This is a genomic window from Acidobacteriota bacterium (assembly GCA_038040445.1).
Taxonomy (GTDB): Bacteria; Acidobacteriota; Blastocatellia; order UBA7656; family UBA7656; genus Onstottus_A; species Onstottus_A frigus.
The window spans coordinates 22917-43860 of record JBBPIG010000017.1 but is presented as its reverse complement, the minus strand read 5'-3'; the positions used below and the strand labels follow the sequence as shown (position 1 = coordinate 43860).

At 57.1% G+C, this 20944-nt stretch carries 18 protein-coding genes and 20 tRNA genes; 33 read left to right on the top strand and 5 right to left on the bottom strand.

Annotation, left to right across the window (positions count from 1 at the left end; genetic code table 11):
• Positions 1 to 127: 127 nt before the first annotated feature.
• The 8 genes from nuoH to AABO57_18140 all read left to right on the top strand — a co-directional run bounded on the left by nuoH (position 128) and on the right by AABO57_18140 (position 9457).
• The gene (gene nuoH, locus AABO57_18175; protein MEK6287648.1) at positions 128 to 1480 is read left to right on the top strand and encodes an NADH-quinone oxidoreductase subunit NuoH; all 1353 of its coding nucleotides are present in this window, start codon (positions 128 to 130) and stop codon (positions 1478 to 1480) included.
• 24 nt (positions 1481 to 1504) lie between these two features.
• The gene (locus tag AABO57_18170; GenBank protein MEK6287647.1) at positions 1505 to 2050 is read left to right on the top strand and encodes an NADH-quinone oxidoreductase subunit I; all 546 of its coding nucleotides are present in this window, start codon (positions 1505 to 1507) and stop codon (positions 2048 to 2050) included.
• A gap of 38 nt (positions 2051 to 2088) precedes the next feature.
• Complete coding sequence (locus tag AABO57_18165) at positions 2089 to 2676, top strand: NADH-quinone oxidoreductase subunit J (protein ID MEK6287646.1); 588 nt, start codon at positions 2089 to 2091, stop codon at positions 2674 to 2676.
• Between the two features lie 210 nt (positions 2677 to 2886).
• Entirely contained in the window at positions 2887 to 3207 is a 321-nt protein-coding gene (nuoK, locus tag AABO57_18160) for an NADH-quinone oxidoreductase subunit NuoK (protein MEK6287645.1), read from the top strand.
• A gap of 87 nt (positions 3208 to 3294) precedes the next feature.
• Positions 3295 to 5556: an NADH-quinone oxidoreductase subunit L gene (gene nuoL / locus AABO57_18155; GenBank protein ID MEK6287644.1), complete on the top strand. Its 2262-nt coding sequence runs from the start codon at positions 3295 to 3297 to the stop codon at positions 5554 to 5556.
• Between the two features lie 51 nt (positions 5557 to 5607).
• Positions 5608 to 7386 (top strand): NADH-quinone oxidoreductase subunit M, encoded by a 1779-nt coding sequence (locus tag AABO57_18150; protein ID MEK6287643.1) that lies wholly within the window; start codon positions 5608 to 5610, stop codon positions 7384 to 7386.
• A 93-nt stretch (positions 7387 to 7479) separates the two neighbouring features.
• Positions 7480 to 9174 (top strand): NADH-quinone oxidoreductase subunit N, encoded by a 1695-nt coding sequence (locus AABO57_18145; protein ID MEK6287642.1) that lies wholly within the window; start codon positions 7480 to 7482, stop codon positions 9172 to 9174.
• A gap of 112 nt (positions 9175 to 9286) precedes the next feature.
• The gene (locus AABO57_18140) at positions 9287 to 9457 is read left to right on the top strand and encodes an AtpZ/AtpI family protein (GenBank protein MEK6287641.1); all 171 of its coding nucleotides are present in this window, start codon (positions 9287 to 9289) and stop codon (positions 9455 to 9457) included.
• A 37-nt stretch (positions 9458 to 9494) separates the two neighbouring features.
• Here the strand turns inward: AABO57_18140 and AABO57_18135 are convergent, their stop codons facing one another.
• The 5 genes from AABO57_18135 to AABO57_18115 all read right to left on the bottom strand — a co-directional run bounded on the left by AABO57_18135 (position 9495) and on the right by AABO57_18115 (position 13911).
• Complete coding sequence (locus AABO57_18135; protein MEK6287640.1) at positions 9495 to 10964, bottom strand: M20/M25/M40 family metallo-hydrolase; 1470 nt, start codon at positions 10962 to 10964, stop codon at positions 9495 to 9497.
• Between the two features lie 85 nt (positions 10965 to 11049).
• Positions 11050 to 11760, bottom strand: coding sequence for a DJ-1/PfpI family protein (locus AABO57_18130; protein ID MEK6287639.1), 711 nt, complete (start codon positions 11758 to 11760; stop codon positions 11050 to 11052).
• 56 nt (positions 11761 to 11816) lie between these two features.
• Positions 11817 to 13076, bottom strand: coding sequence for an MFS transporter (locus tag AABO57_18125; GenBank protein MEK6287638.1), 1260 nt, complete (start codon positions 13074 to 13076; stop codon positions 11817 to 11819).
• A 335-nt stretch (positions 13077 to 13411) separates the two neighbouring features.
• Positions 13412 to 13660 (bottom strand): hypothetical protein, encoded by a 249-nt coding sequence (locus AABO57_18120; GenBank protein MEK6287637.1) that lies wholly within the window; start codon positions 13658 to 13660, stop codon positions 13412 to 13414.
• 35 nt (positions 13661 to 13695) lie between these two features.
• Positions 13696 to 13911 carry a hypothetical protein gene (locus tag AABO57_18115; protein MEK6287636.1) on the bottom strand — a complete coding sequence of 72 codons (216 nt, stop codon included), beginning with the start codon at positions 13909 to 13911 and terminating at the stop codon, positions 13696 to 13698.
• A gap of 182 nt (positions 13912 to 14093) precedes the next feature.
• Between AABO57_18115 and AABO57_18110 the strand changes: the two genes are divergently transcribed.
• The 25 genes from AABO57_18110 (at position 14094) to AABO57_17990 (ending at position 20905) form a co-directional block, all read left to right on the top strand.
• Positions 14094 to 14381 carry a hypothetical protein gene (locus tag AABO57_18110; GenBank protein MEK6287635.1) on the top strand — a complete coding sequence of 96 codons (288 nt, stop codon included), beginning with the start codon at positions 14094 to 14096 and terminating at the stop codon, positions 14379 to 14381.
• Between the two features lie 25 nt (positions 14382 to 14406).
• On the top strand, positions 14407 to 15192 hold the full coding sequence (locus AABO57_18105; protein ID MEK6287634.1) for a hypothetical protein: 786 nt from the start codon (positions 14407 to 14409) through the stop codon (positions 15190 to 15192).
• Positions 15193 to 15246: 54 nt separating this feature from the next.
• A complete protein-coding gene (locus AABO57_18100; protein ID MEK6287633.1) occupies positions 15247 to 16755 on the top strand; it encodes an RtcB family protein in 1509 nt (502 codons plus the stop codon).
• A 482-nt stretch (positions 16756 to 17237) separates the two neighbouring features.
• A tRNA-Tyr gene (locus tag AABO57_18095) sits at positions 17238 to 17321 on the top strand.
• Between the two features lie 138 nt (positions 17322 to 17459).
• Positions 17460 to 17537, top strand: a tRNA-Leu gene (locus tag AABO57_18090).
• A 34-nt stretch (positions 17538 to 17571) separates the two neighbouring features.
• Positions 17572 to 17648, top strand: a tRNA-Leu gene (locus tag AABO57_18085).
• Positions 17649 to 17699: 51 nt separating this feature from the next.
• Positions 17700 to 17773, top strand: a tRNA-Gly gene (locus tag AABO57_18080).
• A gap of 9 nt (positions 17774 to 17782) precedes the next feature.
• Positions 17783 to 17856: transfer RNA gene (locus tag AABO57_18075), tRNA-Cys, on the top strand.
• Positions 17857 to 18007: 151 nt separating this feature from the next.
• Positions 18008 to 18081: transfer RNA gene (locus AABO57_18070), tRNA-Leu, on the top strand.
• A 14-nt stretch (positions 18082 to 18095) separates the two neighbouring features.
• Positions 18096 to 18169: transfer RNA gene (locus tag AABO57_18065), tRNA-Glu, on the top strand.
• A 143-nt stretch (positions 18170 to 18312) separates the two neighbouring features.
• A tRNA-Gln gene (locus AABO57_18060) sits at positions 18313 to 18388 on the top strand.
• Between the two features lie 109 nt (positions 18389 to 18497).
• Positions 18498 to 18570 (top strand) — tRNA-Ile (locus tag AABO57_18055).
• Positions 18571 to 18575: 5 nt separating this feature from the next.
• Positions 18576 to 18652 (top strand) — tRNA-Glu (locus AABO57_18050).
• Between the two features lie 2 nt (positions 18653 to 18654).
• Positions 18655 to 18727 (top strand) — tRNA-Asp (locus tag AABO57_18045).
• Positions 18728 to 18740: 13 nt separating this feature from the next.
• Positions 18741 to 18815: transfer RNA gene (locus AABO57_18040), tRNA-Arg, on the top strand.
• A 4-nt stretch (positions 18816 to 18819) separates the two neighbouring features.
• Positions 18820 to 18891, top strand: a tRNA-Lys gene (locus AABO57_18035).
• 16 nt (positions 18892 to 18907) lie between these two features.
• A tRNA-Ile gene (locus AABO57_18030) sits at positions 18908 to 18996 on the top strand.
• Between the two features lie 3 nt (positions 18997 to 18999).
• A tRNA-Lys gene (locus tag AABO57_18025) sits at positions 19000 to 19072 on the top strand.
• Between the two features lie 93 nt (positions 19073 to 19165).
• Positions 19166 to 19238, top strand: a tRNA-Thr gene (locus AABO57_18020).
• Between the two features lie 74 nt (positions 19239 to 19312).
• Positions 19313 to 19385 (top strand) — tRNA-Met (locus tag AABO57_18015).
• Positions 19386 to 19398: 13 nt separating this feature from the next.
• A complete protein-coding gene (locus AABO57_18010; GenBank protein ID MEK6287632.1) occupies positions 19399 to 19614 on the top strand; it encodes a hypothetical protein in 216 nt (71 codons plus the stop codon).
• Between the two features lie 6 nt (positions 19615 to 19620).
• Positions 19621 to 19692, top strand: a tRNA-Asn gene (locus tag AABO57_18005).
• Between the two features lie 5 nt (positions 19693 to 19697).
• Positions 19698 to 19770 (top strand) — tRNA-Pro (locus tag AABO57_18000).
• Positions 19771 to 19779: 9 nt separating this feature from the next.
• Positions 19780 to 19855 (top strand) — tRNA-OTHER (locus AABO57_17995).
• A 78-nt stretch (positions 19856 to 19933) separates the two neighbouring features.
• Entirely contained in the window at positions 19934 to 20905 is a 972-nt protein-coding gene (locus tag AABO57_17990) for an RNA ligase family protein (GenBank protein ID MEK6287631.1), read from the top strand.
• Positions 20906 to 20944 lie beyond the last annotated feature (39 nt).

Sequence of the window (20944 nt, the reverse complement as noted above, 5' to 3'; positions counted from 1 at the left end):
GTGATGCGTGAAGAGTGATGCGTGACGAGTGATGGGTGACGCTCCGAGGAAGCTATCACGAATCACGCATCACGGATCACGGATCACGCATCACGGATCACGGATCACGCATCACTTGGGGTTCAATATGCAAGCCATCCTAGCAACTCTGCTTTTCGTCGCGCCCGATTGGGTCGTGAGCTTGACCGGCGAGCGGCGGCCAAATGCGTTCTTGGCCGAGTACATAGTGTGGCCAGCCATTCAGATCGTAGTCGTACTGTTCATCGTCCTGACTCTGGTTGCATACCTTGTCTATCTCGAGCGCAAGGTGTCGGCGTTCATGCAGGCGCGGCTCGGGCCGATGCGCGTGGGGCCGTGGGGATTGCTTCAGCCGCTTGCGGACGGAATCAAGCTTCTGCTCAAAGAGGACATCATCCCGATCAAAGCGGACCGCGCCGTATTCATCATCGCCCCGATCGTTTCGGTTGTCGCGGCGCTGGTGGTGCTGGCGGTTATCCCGTGGGGCGCCGCCTGGGCTACAATCGCCAACGTCAACATCGGACTCCTGTTCATACTCGCGGTGTCATCGGTCGGCGTGTTAGGTCTGGTGCTCGCGGGTTGGGGGTCGAACTCGAAGTACTCGTTGCTTGGCGCGCTTCGCTCATCGGCTCAGATGGTAAGCTACGAAATCGGGATGGGCCTTTCGCTCATCGGAGCATTGATGTTTGCAAGGACGCTTTCGATGTCGGGCATCATCGACGCTCAGAAGGCTGACGGCGTCTGGTACATCCTCTTTCAGCCGCTCGGTTTTCTTGTTTATGCCATCAGCGCGCTGGGCGAAACCAACCGGGCGCCGTTTGATTTACCGGAAGCCGAATCGGAACTGGTCGCCGGTTATCACACCGAGTATTCGGGTTTCCGGTGGGCGCTCTTTTTCATGGCCGAATACTCGGCGATGATCGTCACGTCAGCGGTCGCGGTGACGGTCTTTCTCGGCGGATGGCAGTTTCCAGGGCTAAGCCTGATAACGAACCCGACTCTGTTTGTGTTCCTGAGCATCCTGGTATTCGCGGCGAAGATATTCGCTTTGATCTATGTGTATATGTGGTTCCGCTGGACGTGGCCGCGCTACCGCTATGACCAGTTGATGGAGCTCGGGTGGAAGTGGATGATACCCGCCGGCCTCGCTAACATAGTATTGACCGGAATCTGGTTCGTGCTCGCGATGCCGAAGTCGCAAGGCGGCCTGCTCGGGTTGATGCACGAGGAAAAAGGCCGGTTGATCCCGACCAGGTATGCGGGCATTATTTATTTCATCGTCACCGGCTTCGTCATTACCGTTCCAATTGTTTGGGGACTGCTGGCGACGATCAACCGCCGGTCGCGTGACTTCAACTTGCACGACCAGCGCCAGCTTCAGATGCAGCTTCGGCGCGAGCGGCTGGAGAAGATGCTGCAACAAGGCGGCGAGGCCCAACCGGCAGAAACCGGCGGCCAATAGCACTATTTCTTAGCAGGTAATTTTATGCAAGCAGTAAAGACACAAGCAGCGAAGCGCACCCTCGGCCAGTTGATCAGAAGGCTATTGTTGCTCGATCTGTTCAAGGGCTTGATGGTCACGTTCAAGTACAACGCCAGAGCGCTGTATGAGCCGCGCGACGGCGGCAACCCTAACCAGGCGATCTACACCGAGCAGTATCCGCTCGAGCCTGCGCGGGTGTCCGAGAGATTTCGCGGCGCGCCTCGGTTGAATCTCGATCCTGAAAACGGCACGACTCTGTGCATCGCGTGCGATCTTTGCGCGCTCGTATGCCCGGTCGATTGCATCGAGGTCGGTTCGTTGCGCCGCGAGGTTCGCGACGGCGAGAAAGTGAACAAGAAGAAGGTGCTGACCACCTTTATCTTCGACACGTCGCGATGCATGTTTTGCAACCTGTGCGTCGAAGCCTGTCCGACGGATTGCCTCGAGCTTACGCAGAGCTTTGAGCTTGCGGTCTATCATCGCGCAGGCTTCCGGTGGGACCGCGAGATGCTCGAGAAGGGCATCAACTATGTGCGCTATGCGAAATAGTCATTGGTTATTGGCCATATTGGTCCTATAGGTCCTATATGCAATTACACGGTTGGGAAGCGGCGCTATTCTACGTGCTAGCCATCATGACTTTGTTCATGGCCGTCTTCGTGGTGACGGCTCGCGTAGCCGTGCACTCGGCCCTGTTTCTTATCTCGACCCTGGTCAACGTAGCGCTGCTGTTCATACTTCTGCGCGCGGAGTTCGTAGCCGGTGTGCAGATACTGGTATACGTAGGCGGCGTGATGGTGTTGTTCCTGTTTGTGATCATGCTCGTGCAGACACGCGCTGAAGAAGAGTCCCGAGTCAGGCTCTACACCGGGCAGACCTGGCCGGCGGTGATGATCGCTTTGCTGCTTGCGGTATCGTTCTACTTCGCGATGAACCCGGCTCAGGCGGCTTTCAGACCGCCCGATGCCGCAACCACCGCGGCTCTAGTTGACAGCAGCGAGCGAACGTCCGCGGGCGCCGGCTCAACCATGTCCAAGGATACCCAGGAAGTAGGCGAACAGCTCTACCGGCAAGCGGCTTTACCGTTCGAGATAGCATCGCTGCTGTTGCTGGTTGCGATGGTAGGCGCGGTGCTCCTCGCGCGCGGAACAAAACAAGAGAAGTACTATGAATAATAGATTACCGATTGCCGATTGCCGATTGCCGATTGAAAGAGAATCGTACTTCTCAGAAATCGGCGATCGGCAATCGGCAATCGGCAATTCAATGGGGGGGACGCTGTGATCAGTATCATCATAGGCGCAATTGCCTATGTTGCCCCGGTGCTCTTACAGGCCCAGCAACCATTTCTCAAGCGGTTCGAACCCACGCTCATCAATTTCCTGATGCTCAGCTTTCTGCTGTTCGTCGTTGGGGTCGCCGGGGTGCTGTCGCGCCGCAACATTATCATCATCTTCATGTCTATCGAGCTGATTCTGAACGCGGTCAACCTCAACCTTATTGCGTTCTCGCGCTATCTCGAGTTGAACAAGGAAGTGCTCATGGCGAAGGGTCTGGCGGTGAATCCGCTTTCCGGCCCGGTGTTCACCATATTCATCATCGTCGTGGCGGCGGCAGAAGCGGCGGTGGGGCTGGGCATAGTCATCGCGATGTTCCGCAACCGCGAGACGGTCGCGATCGACGAGATCGATCTTTTGAAGTGGTGAGAAAACCCGGTTCCGGGTTCGTGGTTCGTGGTTCCGGGTTTGAAACCCTGAACCCTGAACCCTGAACCCTGAACCCCGAACGTTCTTATGCTGAAACTTGTCTGGCTCATTCCAGTTCTTCCGCTCGTGGGATTTTTGATCAACTTCCTCTTGGGCCGTAAGCTCCGGCTCAGCGAGAAGACCGTCTCGGTTATCGCGTGCGGCGTGATCCTCGCTTCGTTGTTGCTCACGCTTGGAGCCTTCTACGAATACCACTGGAGCTACAATCCGGCGAACGAAGACAAGCCCTACATCACCAGCAAAGAAGACGGCGGCTTCCCGCATTCGTTCACGTGGCTGCCGGGCGGCCTGGCGCGCAACTCCCAGGGCCAGCAGGCCGGCTCGCTTTCCAACTTCGACATCGAGTGGAGCTACCAAATAGATCAGCTCTCGCTGGTGATGATGTTCATCGTTACCTTTGTCGGCTTCTGGATTCACGTATTCGCCACCGGTTACATGCGCGGCGACAAAGGCTACTATCGGTTCTTTTCCTACCTGAACCTGTTCATGTTCATGATGCTGCTGCTGGTGATGGGCTCGAACTTCATGATCATGTTCATAGGGTGGGAAGGCGTCGGGCTTTGCTCATACCTCTTGATCGGGTACTACTTCGACAGACAGGAAGCCGCGGAGGCATCGAAGAAAGCATTTGTCGTCAACCGCATCGGCGACTTCGGAATGGTGTTAGCCATTGCCGGCGTGTTTGCGACGTTCGGCACGCTTCAGTTTCACGACGTCGCCAATCTTTCGGCCGCTTATCCACAAGAACATCTCTGGCAATTCGGATTGATGTCGTGGCTTGCGCTTGGTCTGTTCATCGGCGCGACCGGCAAGAGCGCGCAGATACCGCTCTACATCTGGCTCCCGGATGCGATGGCCGGACCTACGCCGGTCTCGGCGCTGATACACGCCGCGACGATGGTGACCGCCGGCGTGTTCATGGTGACCCGCACAAACTTCATCTTTCAGCGATCGGTCACGATGATGATGATAGTAGCGCTGGTGGGCTGCCTGACCGCTTTCATCGCCGCGACGATTGGCATAACCCAAACCGACATCAAGAAAGTTCTGGCTTATTCGACTGTCTCGCAGCTCGGCTACATGTTTTTGGGCGCTGGAGTAGGCGCGTTCATCGGGGCGATTTTTCACGTGTTCACCCACGCGTTCTTCAAAGCGCTGCTCTTCCTCGGATCGGGCTCGGTGATTCACGCAATGCACCACGAACAAGAGATGCCGCGAATGGGAGGTTTGAAGAAGTATCTCCCGGTTACCTACAAGACTATGCTGATGGGATGGCTGGCGATATGCGGCATCATTCCGTTCGCCGGGTTCTTCTCCAAAGACGAAATTCTTTGGAAGACTTTTTCCACAAGCGTCTTCGGGGGCGGCTGGATCCTATGGCTGGTTGGATTCATCACCGCCGGAATGACCGCGTTTTACATGACTCGCTTGATGGGGCTGACGTTCTGGGGCGAAGAGCGATTCCGCAAGGTTCACGGCGAGGGCCACGACTCTCACGGTGACCATCACGGCCCTGTTGAGCCGCGCGAATCGCCTCGCAGCATGACGCTCCCGCTTATCGTTTTGGCGGTGGGCTCGCTGGTCGTAGGATGGGTCGGCATCCCGCACGCGCTGACTGGCGGAGCGAACCTCAACCTGTTCGAGCGCTGGCTTGAACCGGTCATCGTGAAAGTACACGCAGCACCGGCCACCGCGTCTCACGGCACAACAGCGGCTCCTGGAACGAACCCTGCGGCCGCGTCTGCCGCTGAATCGAGTGCCGCTCACGCCGAATCAGCTCACGAACCCGTTGACTCGAAAGAATACTTGCTGATGTTGCTATCGCTTGCGATTGCTGCTGGCGGCATCTACCTGGGCCGCGTTTTCTACGTTAAGCGGCCGGACCTTCCAGGGATTTGGGCCGCCAAACTCCGTCCGCTTTACACGCTCAGTTTCAACAAATGGTATTGGGACTACCTGCTCGACGTGAAGGGAGTCGAAGCGGTCAAGACGATCGACGACGCGCTCTGGGCAGTTGACGCGAAGGTAGTCGATGGCGGCGTGAACGGCGCGGGCTGGATGACCAGGTTTTGGGCGAAGGTCACCGGCTTGTGGGACAAGTGGGTGATCGACCTGGCGGTGAATGCAACGGGCTGGATCGCGAGGGCCGGCTCGTACGTGCTGCGCGCGGCGCAGACCGGCCTTTGGCAGAACTACGCTTTGCTGTTCGCTGCGGGGTTGTTTGTCATCTTGCTCTACTACGTTTACCCGGCGATAACGACGACGATAAGGGGCTTTACTGGGAAATAGGTCCTTTAGGTCTTATAGGTCCCATAAATAGGTGACGAGGAGACTCTGGCTATGCCTGGTCGCATGCAAATTTTCGGCATCGGCATCCTCTCGTGGGTGACGTGGCTCCCGGCGGTTGGCGCTATCTTGCTTCTGTTTTTCAACCGCGCCAAGAACAACAGCATCCGCGGGTTCGCGAACATGTGGATCGGGCTGTGCTTCTTGATTTCGATTCCGCTTGTTACCGGCTTTTTCGGGTGGGGCAACGGATACGACCGCGCCTACGGCGGATTGCAATTCATCGAGGACCACGACTGGATCCCGCTGATCGGCGCGCGTTATCAACTCGGCGTCGATGGGCTAGCGCTCGTGCTGGTAATGCTGACGACTCTGCTCGGAGTAGTCTCGGTCATCTGTTCGTGGGCTTACATCCGCGAAAAAGGCCGCGAAAAAGAGTACTACATAATGATGCTGCTTCTTCAAAGCGGCATGCTCGGAGCGTTCGTCTCAGCCGACCTGTTTTTGTTCTTCATCTTTTGGGAAGTGATGCTCGTGCCGATGTACTTCCTGATCGGCATTTGGGGCGGCAAGAACCGGCTATACTCGGCAATCAAGTTCTTCCTGTATACGCTAGCCGGTTCGGTGGTGATGCTGTTGGCGGTGCTGAAGCTTTTCTTCATCTTCCCCGATGTAGTCAAAGCCCAGCGCCCCGCTGTTGAAGCGACCGCGCGCCAGCTTGCCGCGTGCAGCGTCGCCGATCCCGAACGCCGGGGGCAGGTGAACGAGGCAATGCTCAACATGGCGCTCGATGCGATGAAGCGCGCTGACGGCATCGATCCGCAAACGAATCGGCCGCTTGCGTCCGGATACGTTCACAGCTCATTCAACATCACCGCGATGACCGCGATCGGGCCGCACATCAAGGCGGTGTTCGGACTCGGCCTTGTGATCTGGCTGTTCATAGGCTTCGGGCTTTCATTTGCGATCAAGGTGCCGATGTTCCCGTTCCACACGTGGTTGCCGGATGCGCACTATGACGCGCCCACCGCGGGTTCGGTGATACTGGCGGGCGTCTTGCTGAAGATGGGCACGTATGGCTTCATGCGATTCTCGCTGCCGATCTTCCCCGACGCCGCCAAAGATCCGACCGTGCGCCAAGTGATGGTTGTGCTCTCGATCATCGGGATAATCTACGGGGCGCTGGTGGCGATGGCGCAGAAGGACGTCAAGAAACTGGTCGCCTACTCATCGGTCTCGCATCTCGGTTTCGTGATGTTGGGACTCTTCGCGTTCAATCCACACGGCATCAACGGCGCGGTGCTGCAGATGATCAACCACGGGATCTCGACCGGCGCGCTGTTCATGCTGGCGGGCATTCTGTACGAACGGCGGCACACGTATGAGATCGCCCAATTCGGCGGGCTGGCTCACGTGATGCCGACTTTCTCGACGATATTCCTGGTCGTCACCCTTTCGTCGTTAGGTTTGCCGCTGATGAACAACTTCATTGGCGAGTTCCTGACTATTCGAGGCGCATTCGAAGCAAAGCCCGCGTGGGCAGTGTTCGCGGCCGTTGGAATTATCCTCGGCGCGGCCTATATGCTCTGGCTCTACCAACGAGTGTTCTTCGGTCAGGTAAGCAAAGCCAACGAGGGCTTGAAGGACCTGGACGCGCGCGAGGCGTGGCAGTTCGCGCCGCTGATCCTTTTGATTTTCTGGATTGGCATCTATCCGAAGCCGCTGCTCTCGTACATCGAGCCGCAAACCAACGTGGTCGTGGCTCAGGTTGAACCGGATTATTTCAAGAATGCTGCACAGCGGCCACAGATCGCCGAAGAACAACAAAAGTAAGGTTCCGGGTTCCGGGTTTAGGGTTCCGGGTTGAGCCTGCGAATCCTTGACCCGAAACCCTGAACTCGGAACCCGGAACTCGGAACCATTCTTATGCAGGCTACTGACTTTCAAACCATCGCGCTGCAGGCTGCGCAGTTCATCATGCCTGAAGGCATCCTCACGCTGTTCGCCTGCGCCGCGCTCGTGCTCGACGTGATGCTCCCGCGCAACCGTAAGCGAGTGGTGGCGTGGGTCTCGCTGGCGGGAGTAGGCTTCGCGTTTGTCTCACTCTGGATCCTGTACACCGAAATAGTAACCAAGGGCGCGCCGCGCACTGCGTTCTACGACATGATCGTGCTCGACAACTACGCAGTCGTGTTCAAGTCGATGTTTCTGATCGGCGCGGCGCTGTCGATACTGCTCTCGATAAAGTATCTCGATTTGGAAGGCGAACAGCGAGGCGAGTACTATTCGCTGATACTTTTCTCTGTTATCGGGATGATGTTCATGGCCTCGGGCGTGGACTTGCTGACGTTGTTCATCGCCCTCGAGTTGATGGCCGTATCGGTCTACATACTGGTCGGCTACTTCCGCCGCGATCAGAAGTCGAACGAAGCCTCGATGAAGTACTTCCTGCTGGGAGCTTTTTCGTCCGGCGTGTTGTTGTACGGCATCTCGATGTTGTACGGGCTGACCGGCTCGACAAATCTCGCCAAGATCGCCACCGCGATTCCGATCGTTGCTTCTCCAGCCTTCAATCCATTCGGCGCGCAGGCAGCACCCGACATGCGCTACCTGTTAATGCTGGCGGTGGTGTTGATGGCCGCCGGAATGTTCTTCAAAGTCGCCGCCGTTCCGTTTCACATGTGGGCGCCCGACGCGTACGAGGGCGCGCCTACATCGATCACTGCTTTCATGTCTGTCGGCGTGAAAGCCGCAAGCTTCGCGATGTTCGGCCGATTGTTTCTTTATGGTCTTCCCGATCTGCGCGGCTCACTCGCGGGCGATGCGGCCAACAACATTCCCGGGCTTCCCGGTTGGGCCGTGTTGTTGGGAGTGGTGGCCGCTATCACGATCGTGTGGGGCAACCTCGCGGCGCTGACCCAGAACAACACCAAACGGCTGCTGGCTTATTCATCGGTCTCGCACGCGGGCTACACGCTGTTGGGAATCGTCGCCGGCAATGAAACCGGCTATACCGGCTTCATCATCTATCTTTTCATTTACACGATCATGAACCTGGGTGTTTTCGGTTGTATCATCGCGCTTCGGCGTCGGGGCATCGTCGGCGATCGAATCGACGACCTGAAGGGCTTGATGAAGAAAGCCCCGTGGCTGACTGTGATGATGACGATCTTCTTGCTGTCGCTTGGAGGCATACCTCCGACGGCGGGATTCATCGGCAAGTTCTATTTGTTCGCCGGTCTGATCGAGACGGGCAACCCGTGGCTCGTGCGGTTGGCAATACTGGCGGTGTTGATGAGCGTGGTGTCGTTGTATTATTACATCCGTTTCATCAAAGCAATGTACATCGAGGATGAGACCGATCCCCAACCGGTCAAGCTGGCGCCTTCGCTTCGCCTGGCCCTCGGTGTGGCCGCTGTGTTGGTGCTGTACATCGGCGTATTCCCTCAGCGGCTCATCAGCCTGACGCAAAGCGCGGGCATCAGCCCGGGACTGAAGACCTACTCTTACCAGCAAGGCGCCGGCAAATCTGGAAGCGATCAACGGCGCGGCCTTCCGAACGCGCCGGACAACGAGCCGGGCAACGAGCCGGGCAACGAGCCGATTAGGCCGCCTCGTTGAGGACCGCAAAGACAAAGAGGCAGAGACGCAAACCGAGCAGCCCAAAGACTCAGACGATAGCCAAACGCAAAGCGGCGGCATAAGCTGGCGTCAAGCGGTCGGAACCGTCGGGTTGGCGCTGGCGATCCCGTGGATGATAGGTATCCCCGCACTGATCGGCTGGTGGATCGATAAGCAGTTTGTGACTTCGCCTCTGTGGTTCATCGTTGGGCTGGTGCTGGGATTGGTGGGCACGGCGCTCGACATCTACCAGCTTCTAAAACGATTCGGCCAATTCAAATAAAGTCTTTTATCTTTGCGCGACTCCTCTATTCCAGTCCTCAATTCCAAAGACCAATCGCTTTCAGGAAACCATCGAGCTTGGCTTTCTTGAGTATCTCTGTGACTGCTGCCCGGTCGATGCGGGGCGCAATGGGCTCGGGTCTTTCCGCGATCGCGTACGCGGTGACTGCTATGACCGCCGCGCCGGCCGCCAGGCTGTGAGCGTCTACCTTGTCGATCGTGTCGCTGCTCTTATGATGAATCTCTCCGTAGTGCGACATATCAACCCACAGGTCGAGCGCCGGAATGCCTTCGAGCATGAAGTGCCCGTGATCTGTGTCAAACGTCGTCTCCTGCGACCTTCCACTTGCGCCGAGACCTTCGAGCAGAGAATTGCTGATCGTCGTCATTGCCTCTGCCAGATCCTTTCGGCCTTCGAGCTTCCAACCCTTGGGATGCCCGGCGCCGTTGTCGGTGTTGAGGGCCGCTACGCACAGGCCAAGCTCGGCCTTGTGAGCTTTCACATAAGCGGCCGAGCCCAGCAACCCTTCTTCTTCGCCGCCCCACAACGCAAATCTGATGGATCGTCGCGGAGGACTCATCGCCGCAAGCGCGCGAGCAGCTTCCAACACCATCGCGCACCCGGACCCGTTGTCCTGCGCGCCTGTGCCGTAGTCCCACGAATCCAGATGCGCGCCGATGATGATCCATTCATCGGGTTTCTCGCGGCCCGGAATCTCGGCGATGACGTTGTTGACCTGCATCGGCCCGCTGGTCTTGTTCTCGTAAGCGAACTCGATCGTCACCGGACCTTTTGCCAGCAGCCGCTCGATCAGCTTCCCGTCTTCCATTCCAACTTGGGCGATCGGCAACGGGCTCATCTGACCTCCCCACGTGAACCCGAACGCGTTCAGGACGTTGTTGCGCTCGCCATCAGACACGATGATCGCCGCGGTACCGATTTCTTTAAAGAGCGGAAGCGCGTCGATGAGTTTCGCGAAAGCACTGAAGCCATCCGCAAAGATAGTTGCGAGATCGAGCATGACCGCGCGGCCTTTGAGCTTGTCGGCCTGTGCTTTGATCTTTTTGGGATCGAGGTCGCTGAAGATGATCACTTCGGCGGTTACGCCACCGGGCGGCGTCGAAGGCGCCCAGCCAAGCGATTGGATATGGAGGGGCCGATCCAGCGGTTTAGTCATGCGCCCGCGCGCCCAGCCTCGCTCCCATCCGCTAGGCATGGCCCACGGCTCAAGCTTGACGTTTTTGATGCCCGCCGCTCGAAACTGTTCGGCCGCCCATTCGGCCGCGCGCTGATAAGCCGCCGATCCGGTGAGTCGTCCCCCGAACTGATCGGTCAGGCCCCGGAGATAGTCCATCGAGTAACCATTCACAAGTATCGAACCCACCAGTCGAGCAGATGCCTGCTCGATCGGATCAGTGGCAAGCGCGGGCTGACGCGCTACGGCTCCGTTGACGAAAAGCGCGCACAATAGGAATGCAGTAAGAGCGAAGCGTTTGTGGCTGTGCATCTTTGTCCTCCTGAGTGATCGAACAAGTCAAAGGCAACCGCAGGCGCGCTTTTTGAGCGCGCGCCGATCTCCGTTTTGGCCGAGTCTATCGGTGTGTGATCCTGGCGAGCCATTGACTAGCCAACAATTTTGGGACTGAAACGAGATTCCTGGGATTGGCGGCGCGCCGGGACATCTCCGATCGAGCAGTCTCCGCTATCCTGGTATCCGCCTTACTCATGTGCCCTGAATCGAACGGGGGACGCGGGTCGTATTCGATCAACAGTTGGATAATCCGCGCACGTTCCTCTCCGCAAACCTGTGCGACCAGATGAAGCGCCATATCGATGCCGGCCGACACCCCCGCGGCGGTGATGATCTTTCCAGACTGAACGACTCGTTCGTTCGGCATTGGTTCCGCCCCGAACTTGCGAAGCGCGGACATTGCTGCCCAATGGGTTGTCGCAGGCAAGCCTTTCAAGAGCCCAGCCGCCGCTAGAATGAGCGCTCCCGAACACACGGATGTCGTGAAGCGAGTCGTCAAATGAATTTCTTTGAGCCACATCAGAACCTGCGAATCAGCCATCATCGTCACTGTGTCAGCAGACGAGCCGGGCACAACCACAATGTCGGCCCGCTTAATTTCATCAAAAGTATGCGTGGCGCCGATGGCTAATACTCCACTATCGGTCATGACGGGTCCGATTGTTTTCCACACGAACTGAAGCTCGACATCCGGAATCCCATTTAGCACTTCGTAGGGACCTATTGCATCGAGTGCCGTCATACCAGGATAAACGAGGATCGCAATATTCATTAACGGAGTCTCCCGAACCGCATTGCGGCCGCCTGGCGACCGCGGGTCAGCGCGTGCTAGTCGCCGTGTTGTTGCTCTGCCGTTGCCGGGCTCATCGCCGGCTGCTGCGGCAGGCGGAAGTAGCCGAAGACTGTAATCAACAAGAGCATAGCCGCGCTGAGGTAAAACAGATTCCTGATGCCAAGCGTCTGCGCCAGCGAACCAGAGAAGACCAAGCCTATCAGTTGCGCAATCGATAACACCGCCATGAAACTGCCGCTGACGCGTCCGATCAACTCTATCGGCGTATGTCCCTGCATCAGCGTTTGCGCCGAGACGAACACGAACACCACGCCGACGCCAACCCCGAACATACTGATTGAAGCAGCGGCGATGCTTTTGAAGGCCGCCAACACGACCACAAACGCTCCCATCGTCAACAGACCCCACAGCGCCAGATGAGTCTTCGAAACCTTTTGAGCGAAACGGCTCATCAGCAACGTCCCGGCGATCATTCCCACGCCGATCAGCGCGTTGATGATGCCGAAGGCTAACGAACCCGCATGCAATTCATCGCGGACATAGACTGCGATAAGCGGCCCAAAGCATGAGATTGCAAACATGCCGGCGGCCATCGCCATGATCACGAACGAAATTGTCGCGTCCGTGAAGATGAACGTCACTCCCGCCATCAAATCGTTCAGCACCGATTTGAGCGGGTGGCTGTCTTTCGTTGGCGCCACCGGCGCGCGCGCGATCACCAACGTCGCGATCAGGGATGCCGAAACGATAAAGCTGAGGCTATCGATGTAGTAACACGAACTTGCCCCAAACCACCCGACCATAGCTCCCGCGAGGGCTGGACTCACTATGCGCATGATTTGGAAAGCCTGCTGAGTTAGCGAGTTTGCCGCCAACAAACCTTCAGGCGGGACAACCGTCCGCAAGGTGACCGTCTGCGCCGGGAAGAAGAATGCCGAAACCACGCTCAGAAGGAAAAGAATTGCGTAAACCTGGCCAAGGGTCGCGGTGAAGACCAACCCGACTGCGAGCGCGGCGCGAATCAGATCGCTCGCGATCATCGTGCGTTTGACGTTCCATCGATCGACGAAGACGCCGGCCACTGGTCCGATCACAGCGAAGGGGATCATGAATGCCACACTGATCCCGGTGACTTCGGCCGCCGTAGCGTGCAGGTTGAATGAGACGTAGCTGAGCACTGCGAATATCGCCAGAAAATCGCCGAACACGCTGACCATCTGCGCCAACCAGAGCCGCCGAACAGGCTTCAGTTGCAGAACTTCGCGAATAGTCATTTGCCGCGCGGCTGCTGTCATATAGTGATGCTCCGATGCGGTTTTCAGAACAGCCCCTTTCGGTTGATCTATCCTCCGTCGAAGTTCGGCCGGTTGTTCTTCAATCAGTATGGTGTCTGCTTACTATACGGAGTGAGCAGCAGAGGTCAAGCGACTCTGCCTGGAATTGCCAGGGCTCGTGGTGGGTTCAAGGGATTCTTCGACCCTGCAGGACGGGGTTTATCAGCGGGGTAGGTGGAACTTCGTGCTCGAAGAATTCAATCAGCAACTTTGCGGTCTTTGCGACTTGGCGTCTTTGCGCGAAACAAGCTAGGGATGCTCAATGATCGAGCAGACGGCTAACTAATCCCCAAGACTCATTTGGGTAGCGAGGGTTTGAAGATAGCTTCTAACTGGCGTTCAATACGGTCTAAGCGTTGGTCCATAGAGTCCAGGCGCTGGTCAAAACGTTTTTCCAATGAATCTATTCGCTGATCAAGACGCTGACCTAAATGCTCAACGAGCTTTTCGGTATTCCGTTGATTGAGCCACGAGGCGCCAAAAATGGAGAGCACCAGCGCAAACACTGTGACTGCGGCCGAAAGAATTGCAATGCTCGGACTCATAGCTTACGCAATATAGCACGCTCGGCGGCTCAAAGTCATCGGTTTGTAGTCGGTTCATACTCGACAATATCGCCACCCTGCCATAGCTCGCGTTCGCGGCGAGCCGATTCTTCCTCGTAGTGTTCGACCATTTGCTCGGCTTGCTGTGCGAGGATTCGACGCCGCTCTTCGATTGGGAGTTTCATGAATTCGCGAATCTCAATTAGGGATGTCGGTGTTTCGGTTTCAATGGTGTCTTCCTGTGCGATCATGGTTTGGGCTCCTTTGTCGTGAGTGTACGTCAAGAGACCGTTCGAGCCAAGCGTTTAAGAATCAAGAGGGACAAGGGTCGGTAAGTGTTGAGCGAAGGAGTTTTGGACGATCATGGAGGGCACGCGAGCCGAAACGCTTCCCCCAGTATGCGAAAATTAAGAATAAGGGGAGGTAAGAAGCTATGTCAAAGATGGCTGACGTTTACGCTCAGGAGATCATGGATGAGGTGATGGAAGCCCAACCAGCAAACAAGCAGGAACGCGACGAAGTCAAACATCACGTGAGAGGTAAGATCGTAGAATCATGGCAACAGGTAAGGCGAGCCGAAAGGCGGCGCACTTGTGAGACGATCAAGCAAGCCCTAAATGCGTTGCGGCGCACCGATCAAAATGGTACTGAAATGATCGAGCTCAACGAGGCGCTACGTTTAGTCGAGGACTTACTTGCTAAGGGAGGTCAGATGTCATGAGTTCGTTGTCAGACAAATCGATCAATTGACTGGAACTTTCTCAGCCGACCGGCTGTTTTGTGATCGCCTCTTCGCCTCCGCCAACGCCCACAAGGGGGCAGAGATTCTGGTTTACTATCATTGGGCGAATGAGTACTTGCCGCATTGTCAGCAGGCGCTCTTTGAGCAGATTCCAATCAGGTTTGGCCGGGCGCGCCAGGAAATGGCTGAGTTATGGACGGGTATTTTGATGGTCGCACTTTGGAAAGATATCAACTTGATTCCTTACCTAGCATTGCGCGGCGTGCTTTCTGAAGCCGGGACAGTACTGCGACGGGGCCTGGAAAGCACCGGAGTACTTGCGCATATCTGGCGCGATCCAGCAAAGGTGGAGGCGCTAGCCAAGGGGCCGAAGAGCAAAGAGTACAGGAGGGCCTTCGGATTTGGGAACAGATTCGAGGCGTTCGAAACAAATAAGGCTGCCTCGCTGCTATATGACATCTTGAGCAGTTTTGATGTGCACGGTGGCACTGGGTCGCAGCTTACTAGCAGCTCGCTCACCCCAACTGAGTTCTCATGCTTGTTCATTAATCGGCGTGATCCCGAAGCACAGGAGGTGAGCGGCCAGCTTGAGGTCCTTAGCAAAGGATACGAGATGATCTGCCTCGAGGTGGCTCTCATCTCTAAGGATTTTGGAACACATTCACCAGAAATGACTAACGCGGCTCAGGACTTGAAGTTGCTCTTAGAAGATTCCGTCGAGGTACAGTCTGAAATGGAGGAACGCGTGAGGACGCTGCTCGCTGAGCTTGGGTGCAATCGCTCCGAGTGAACGAGGCTGTTTTGCGTCTGCACGCGAGTTGGTCCCAGCGAGATTGGAAAAGGGATGAGAGGCACGCTAGAGAACGGGCTGGTTATGCGAGGGGCTAGGAAAGAAAGCAATGACCTCGCAAATGCGCACAACTGGAAACTTCTCGCTCGGTGGAATGGCGAGGGTTACTACGAACTGCGCACTGAGGACACTCGCGATGTGCCGGTGAGAATGTTTCTTACGCCGCGACTTCTGGCAGACGCCGAAGACATTCTCTATCGCCAGATCATCAACGCGACTCGGTTCCCTGGCGTGAAGCTCGTGGTCATCACGCCCGACGTTCACTACGGTTACGGCGTGCCCGTGGGCTGTGTGATCTTGACGGACTCGCGGGACGGGGCGATCGCGATGGGGCCCGTAGGCTACGACATCGGCTGCGGGATGGTCAGCGCAAAGAGTGACGTTCCGGTCGATGCCGCCACGCCTGAGCGAAGACTCGAGTTCAATCGCGAGGTGATGAAGCGTGTTGACCTCGGCGCCGGCGGAAAGAGCTTCAAGCTTGGCACTGTTGATCGACATGAGTTCGATAATCTTGTTCACGGAGGCGCCGAGTGCTACGTCGAAAAGTACGGCGCAACGTTCGATCGCTCACGTGCTGAACGTCACCGTCTGCCGGTTGATGATGACTGGCAGCCGCCGATTGGTGCCCGAGGCAGGCCCGAGCGTGGGTTCTCGCAGCTTGGCTCGCTCGGTGGTGGCAACCACTTCATCGAGCTGCAGCGTTGCGAAGAGACGGGCACGCTGTTCGTGCAAGCGCACACCGGCTCGCGAGGCTGGGGACACGGACTGGCGACTAACTACTTCGACTTGGCGCGCGCGGAGAAGCCTGAGGTCATCACGGATCTTGATCTTGGCTACTTCACACCGGAGTCGGAGCACTATCGCAGCTACTTGAACGCGGTGGCGGCGGGCGGCAACTTTGCGATCATCAACCGCTTGATCATCTTCGAACAGGTAGCCGAAGCGTTCGAGAAGGTGTTTGGCGGCGAGATGGAGTTGATCTATGAAATTTCTCACAATCTCGTCCAGAAGGAATGGCACCCGGAGTTCGGCGAGGTGTGGGTGCATCGCAAGGGCGCGACTCGAGCTTTTCCCGCGGGGCATCCGGCGCTTGAAGGAACGATGTGGGAGCACACGGGTCATCCGGTGTTGATTCCCGGCTCGAACAAAGACTGGAGCTACGTGCTGCGGCCCGAGGCGGGCGCGGTGCGAAGCGCTTACTCAGTGAACCACGGCGCAGGCCGGCGAATGTCGAGAGGCGAAGCTGGGAGAACTTTGAATCAGCGCAAGATTGATGATGAGTACGCGGCTGCGGGAATCCTTGTGAACGTCGATGGCCACGTGCCGATTGATGAATCAGCGCTGTGCTACAAGCCGTCGGCAGAAGTAGTCGGCGCGGTTGTCGGCGCTGGGCTCGCGAGGATTGAGTACAGCTTGTGGCCGCTTGCTTCGTTGAAGGGAACTGAGGGCGCAGGCGGAAGACGGGGCAAGCGCTCGAACCGACAGTCGAGCAAGCACCATTAAAGGAGATAAACGGAACGCCCCTACAGGTTCGTTGCGGATGGAACTTATCGCGAGGAGCAACGTAAAAGATACTTCGGAAAAAATAGTTCTTGTAAATTCCGCAAGACTCGTTTATGGTTTCATTCGTGCTGAGGAGAATTAGTTCGATGATGTTCAAGGGACAAAACACAAGATCGATGACGCGCATTGCGGCGTGGCGGTCACGTGCGTCCTTTGGGCTCGCCTGCCCGAGCGCGCCATCATTAGGCGTCAATACGCTGAGTTACGTGAATATCATAGGTATCACGAAATCGGCAGAACACAGGTTCTCCGATTGTTCACGACGGCAGCGTTGATCCAGCGGGAGCGGATTCCCGCTCCCAAAATCTCAAAGACCAGTTCGATAAAGAGACAAAAGGAGCGGGCCGTTTCTGCGCTTTGTGTGCGGAAGGACTCGCTCCTTTTGTTTTTTGACAATTGAATAGAAGCAAGATCTTCGAAACGCTGAGCTGGCAGAGTGGCATTGCACCTGACTGTAGATCAGGCGACCCGAGCGGTCATTGGAGGTTCGATTCCTTCGCTCAGCATACGTGGCGCAGACTTCAGTCTGTGGAATCTCGTTAGCGGGCGGACTGTCCACAGACTGAAGTCCTGCGCCACTACAGACTGAAGTCTGTGCTACTCGGGAGCATGGTGTAACTGGCAACACGGCGGTCCTCGAATGTACCGGCGTGGCCCAACCTGGCAGAGGCACTGGTCTTAGAAACCAGTTGATGAGGGTTCGAATCCCTCCGCCGGTACCAACATTGATGCGTGAAACGTGATGCGTGATTGTGTGCTGGCGTGACCCAATCGGTAGAGGTGACTGGCTCAAACCCAGTTTGGTGAAGGTTCGAATCCTTCCGCCAGCACCACATCAATTGCAGGTTTCGGATTCCAGATTTCAGATTTGAGATTCGGAAGCCGCTTCGTTGGTCTAGTGGAATGACGTCGCCTTGCCATGGCGAAAGCGCGGGTTCGATTCCCGCACGAAGCTCCAAACGTTGTCGCACGCGTAGCCAAGTTGGTTAAGGCGCCGGTCTGCAAAACCGGTCATCGTGAGTTCGAATCTCACCGCGTGCTCTTGATGCGGAGATGGAGCAGGAACCAGGCTCGGCTGGCTCATAACCAGCAAATCATCCGGTGAGACTCCGGACTCCGCTACCAGCGTTTAGAGTTCAACCTTCAGGTTACTGGCGCAGAAGGCAAGCTGAAGCTTGAACTCAGAACTTTCGCGGGAGTGATGCAACAGGCAGACATCGCTCGCTTAAACCGAGCGTCTTAGGAGTTCGATTCTCCTCTCCCGCATCGATGTTTGAAACGGGGATGAATGCAAAGCGGTCGAGCGACAGGTTTTTCAAGCCTGGCTTAGAGAGTTCAAGTCTCTCCATCCCTGCTTAGTGGTGGCTGAACCCAAACGGCTCGGGGGCGGTCTGTGGAACCGCTTTTAGAGAGTTCGACTCTCTCCAGTCACCCTTGGTTTCGCGGGACATAGGATGAAATAGGAACCGATAGGACGAATGATGCAAGGCTATTAGTTCCGGGATGGTGTAAGTGGCAACACGCCGGTCTCTGAAATCGGAGAGTGAAGGTTCGAGGCCTTCTCCCGGAGCCAGTTCTTTGAAGCACAGACGTAGCGCACGCCGCCGGCTTGCGTCCGGAGGGCCGCGATCAAAACCAAGAAACGCAAGCCAGGCGGCGTGCGCTACGTCCGAGAGAAGCACGCCGCCTTGGTGTAACTGGCAACACGTCCGCCCGATTAGCGGAAGAGTCCAGGTTCAACTCCTGGAGGCGGTATACACGGCGATGAATGCAAAGCGGTCGAGCGCCTGGGTTCTCAACTCAGTCCTAGCGAGTTCGAGTCTCGCCATCGCCGCCATCGGGGTCGTGGCCGAGAGGCACAGGCACTTGATTGTCGATCAAGACTACGCGAGTTCGAATCTCGTCGATCCCGCTGATTTATGAATGCTGGCGTGGCCGAGCGGAACGAAGGCGCTGCTCTTCTAAAGCAGTCAACGCGGGTTCGAATCCTGCCGCCAGCGCTGTGCGCTCGAAGCTTTGATGGCGAAGCACAGGTTTCTTAAACCTGGGAGGAGGGTTCGAGTCCCTACGGGCGCATCAGTTGTTCTAGAACAGTCCCGTAGCTCAACGGTAGAGCGGCAGCCTTATACCCTGCAAGCGGCAGATTACCGCGTGATCCGAGTTCGAATCTCGGCGGGACTACTTGGGCCGGAAGCTCATCAGGATGAGTTCTCGACTTTTAATCGAGAGGTAGTGGGTTCGACTCCCACGCGGCCCATGAGGAGATTGGTAATTGCGAATTTCGAATTGCGAATTGGTTTGGCCAATCCAGAGATTCGAAATCCGAAATTCGCAATTCGAAATCAGTTTTGCCCGCGAAGCTCAGATGGCGGAGCACTCGATCGGTAATCGAGAGGTGGCGAGTTCAATTCCCGCCGCGGGCTCTGAAGGGACGACGGGAGACCGGAGACGGGGGACCGCTACTGTCGCTGGTCATCGGTCATCGGTCGTGTTCTGCGGCTCGATAGCTCAGACGGCAGAGCGCCGATCTCATAAGTCGGTCGCCGGCGGTTCGATTCCGCCTCGAGCCATTTGAGGTGAGCGATGAAACAAGGGGCGCGATTCAGAATAGTGGACTTGCTGACTGACCGGCGGTGGGATGTCGAGGCGATCCATCCGCGACACGAACGCCGAACCGAGTTCGGGGATTCGTTGGACGAGTCGTGCGATGGAGCGATTGCCGAAAGCGAGTCGCGGATCAGCGAGGAGACGCACGGAACAGTGCGATATGTCGCCAATCCGTCGGACGTAGACGTTTGAGTTCATTCGGGCGTAGCTCAGAGGCAGAGCATCCGGCTGTTAACCGGACTTGCGGAGGTTCGAGTCCTCCCGCCCGAGCTTTTCGGGGTCAAGGCTTGATGGAAAGCCGCCTGCCTTGGGAGCAGGAGAGTCCGAGTTCGACTCTCGGGACCCCGACTTGAAAATGGGGCGCCATGTACCAAGGTGGCGACTTTGCCTTGCAAGCAAGGTGAGTAGGGTTCGATTCCCTAGCGCTCCACCAGAAGTCAGAAGTCAGAAGGCAGAAGGCAGAAGGCGGAAGGCAGAGCCGAGAAGGCAGCGCGGAACGGGGATAGAAGTCATGGAAAAGAGCACACACAAAGTTGAAGTGGTTCGAGTCATTCTCGAGCCGCACCCTAACGCGGATAGCCTCTCTGTCGTGCGGGTCTTCGGTGGCTACACCGTCTGCGTTCGCACGGAGGATTGGCGCGGCATAGAGCTGGGCGCTTACATACCGCCGGACTCGGTTGTAGACAGCGCGCGGCCTGAGTTCGCCTTTCTGGCCGGCCATGAACGCATCCGAGTCAAGCGGCTGCGTGGGGTTGTGTCGATGGGTCTGTTGATGCCGGCGCCCGACGGCACACAACTCGGCGAAGATGTCGCGGAATTGCTCGGCGTGTCGCACTACGAGCCGCCGCTGCCTTTGATGGCTCGCGGCGACGAAGAGGGCGCGCCCGCCGGATTCCATCCGAGCTACGATGTGGACTCGCTACGGCGATTCGCTCACGTGTTCGTCGAGGGCGAGCCGGTGTGGGTCACCGAGAAGATTCACGGGGCGAACGCACGGTTCTGCTACGCCGGCGGCCGCATGCGCGCCGGCAGCCGGGGCACGTGGAAGAAGTACGACGAGAACAACCTCTGGTGGAAGGCTCTCGGCCAGTGTCCGGAGATCGCCGGCTTCTGTGAACGGAATCCGGAGATGACGGTTTACGGCGAGGTCTACGGCAGCGTGCAGCGTTTGAAGTACGGCACGAGACCCGGCGAGATAAGAGTGGCCTTATTCGACATTCTCGATCGCGCCGAGTGGGTCGATGCTGAAGCGGCTTGCGATCTGGCGCCCGAGTTGCCCTGGGTGCCGCGGGTCGCGACTCACATCCCGTTCGAAGCGGAGCGGGTGTTTGCGCTTGCGGAAGGGCCGAGCTTGATTCCGGGAGCTCAACACTTTCGCGAAGGGATTGTGGTCAAACCTTTGCGCGAGAGGACCGACCTTGAGATTGGCCGTGTCTGCTTGAAGGTCGTATCAAACGGGTACCTGGAGAAGGCTCGAGGATAGAGGATCGAGGATTAGGATGGAGGATCGAGGATTGAGGAT

Bases quoted from the DNA above. Each gene is read 5' to 3' on its own strand.
- AABO57_18150 (MEK6287643.1), top strand. From the start codon at position 5,608: ATGCCTGGTCGCATGCAAATTTTCGGCATCGGCATCCTCTCGTGGGTG.
- AABO57_18135 (MEK6287640.1), bottom strand. From the start codon at position 10,964: ATGCACAGCCACAAACGCTTCGCTCTTACTGCATTCCTATTGTGCGCG.
- AABO57_18100 (MEK6287633.1), top strand. From the start codon at position 15,247: ATGAGAGGCACGCTAGAGAACGGGCTGGTTATGCGAGGGGCTAGGAAA.
- nuoK (MEK6287645.1), top strand. From the start codon at position 2,887: ATGCTCAGCTTTCTGCTGTTCGTCGTTGGGGTCGCCGGGGTGCTGTCG.
- AABO57_18120 (MEK6287637.1), bottom strand. From the start codon at position 13,660: ATGAGTCCGAGCATTGCAATTCTTTCGGCCGCAGTCACAGTGTTTGCG.
- AABO57_18165 (MEK6287646.1), top strand. From the start codon at position 2,089: ATGCAATTACACGGTTGGGAAGCGGCGCTATTCTACGTGCTAGCCATC.
- AABO57_17990 (MEK6287631.1), top strand. From the start codon at position 19,934: ATGGAAAAGAGCACACACAAAGTTGAAGTGGTTCGAGTCATTCTCGAG.
- AABO57_18125 (MEK6287638.1), bottom strand. From the start codon at position 13,076: ATGACAGCAGCCGCGCGGCAAATGACTATTCGCGAAGTTCTGCAACTG.
- AABO57_18115 (MEK6287636.1), bottom strand. From the start codon at position 13,911: ATGATCGCACAGGAAGACACCATTGAAACCGAAACACCGACATCCCTA.
- AABO57_18170 (MEK6287647.1), top strand. From the start codon at position 1,505: ATGCAAGCAGTAAAGACACAAGCAGCGAAGCGCACCCTCGGCCAGTTG.
- AABO57_18010 (MEK6287632.1), top strand. From the start codon at position 19,399: ATGAAACAAGGGGCGCGATTCAGAATAGTGGACTTGCTGACTGACCGG.
- AABO57_18145 (MEK6287642.1), top strand. From the start codon at position 7,480: ATGCAGGCTACTGACTTTCAAACCATCGCGCTGCAGGCTGCGCAGTTC.
- AABO57_18130 (MEK6287639.1), bottom strand. From the start codon at position 11,760: ATGAATATTGCGATCCTCGTTTATCCTGGTATGACGGCACTCGATGCA.
- AABO57_18110 (MEK6287635.1), top strand. From the start codon at position 14,094: ATGTCAAAGATGGCTGACGTTTACGCTCAGGAGATCATGGATGAGGTG.
- nuoL (MEK6287644.1), top strand. From the start codon at position 3,295: ATGCTGAAACTTGTCTGGCTCATTCCAGTTCTTCCGCTCGTGGGATTT.
- nuoH (MEK6287648.1), top strand. From the start codon at position 128: ATGCAAGCCATCCTAGCAACTCTGCTTTTCGTCGCGCCCGATTGGGTC.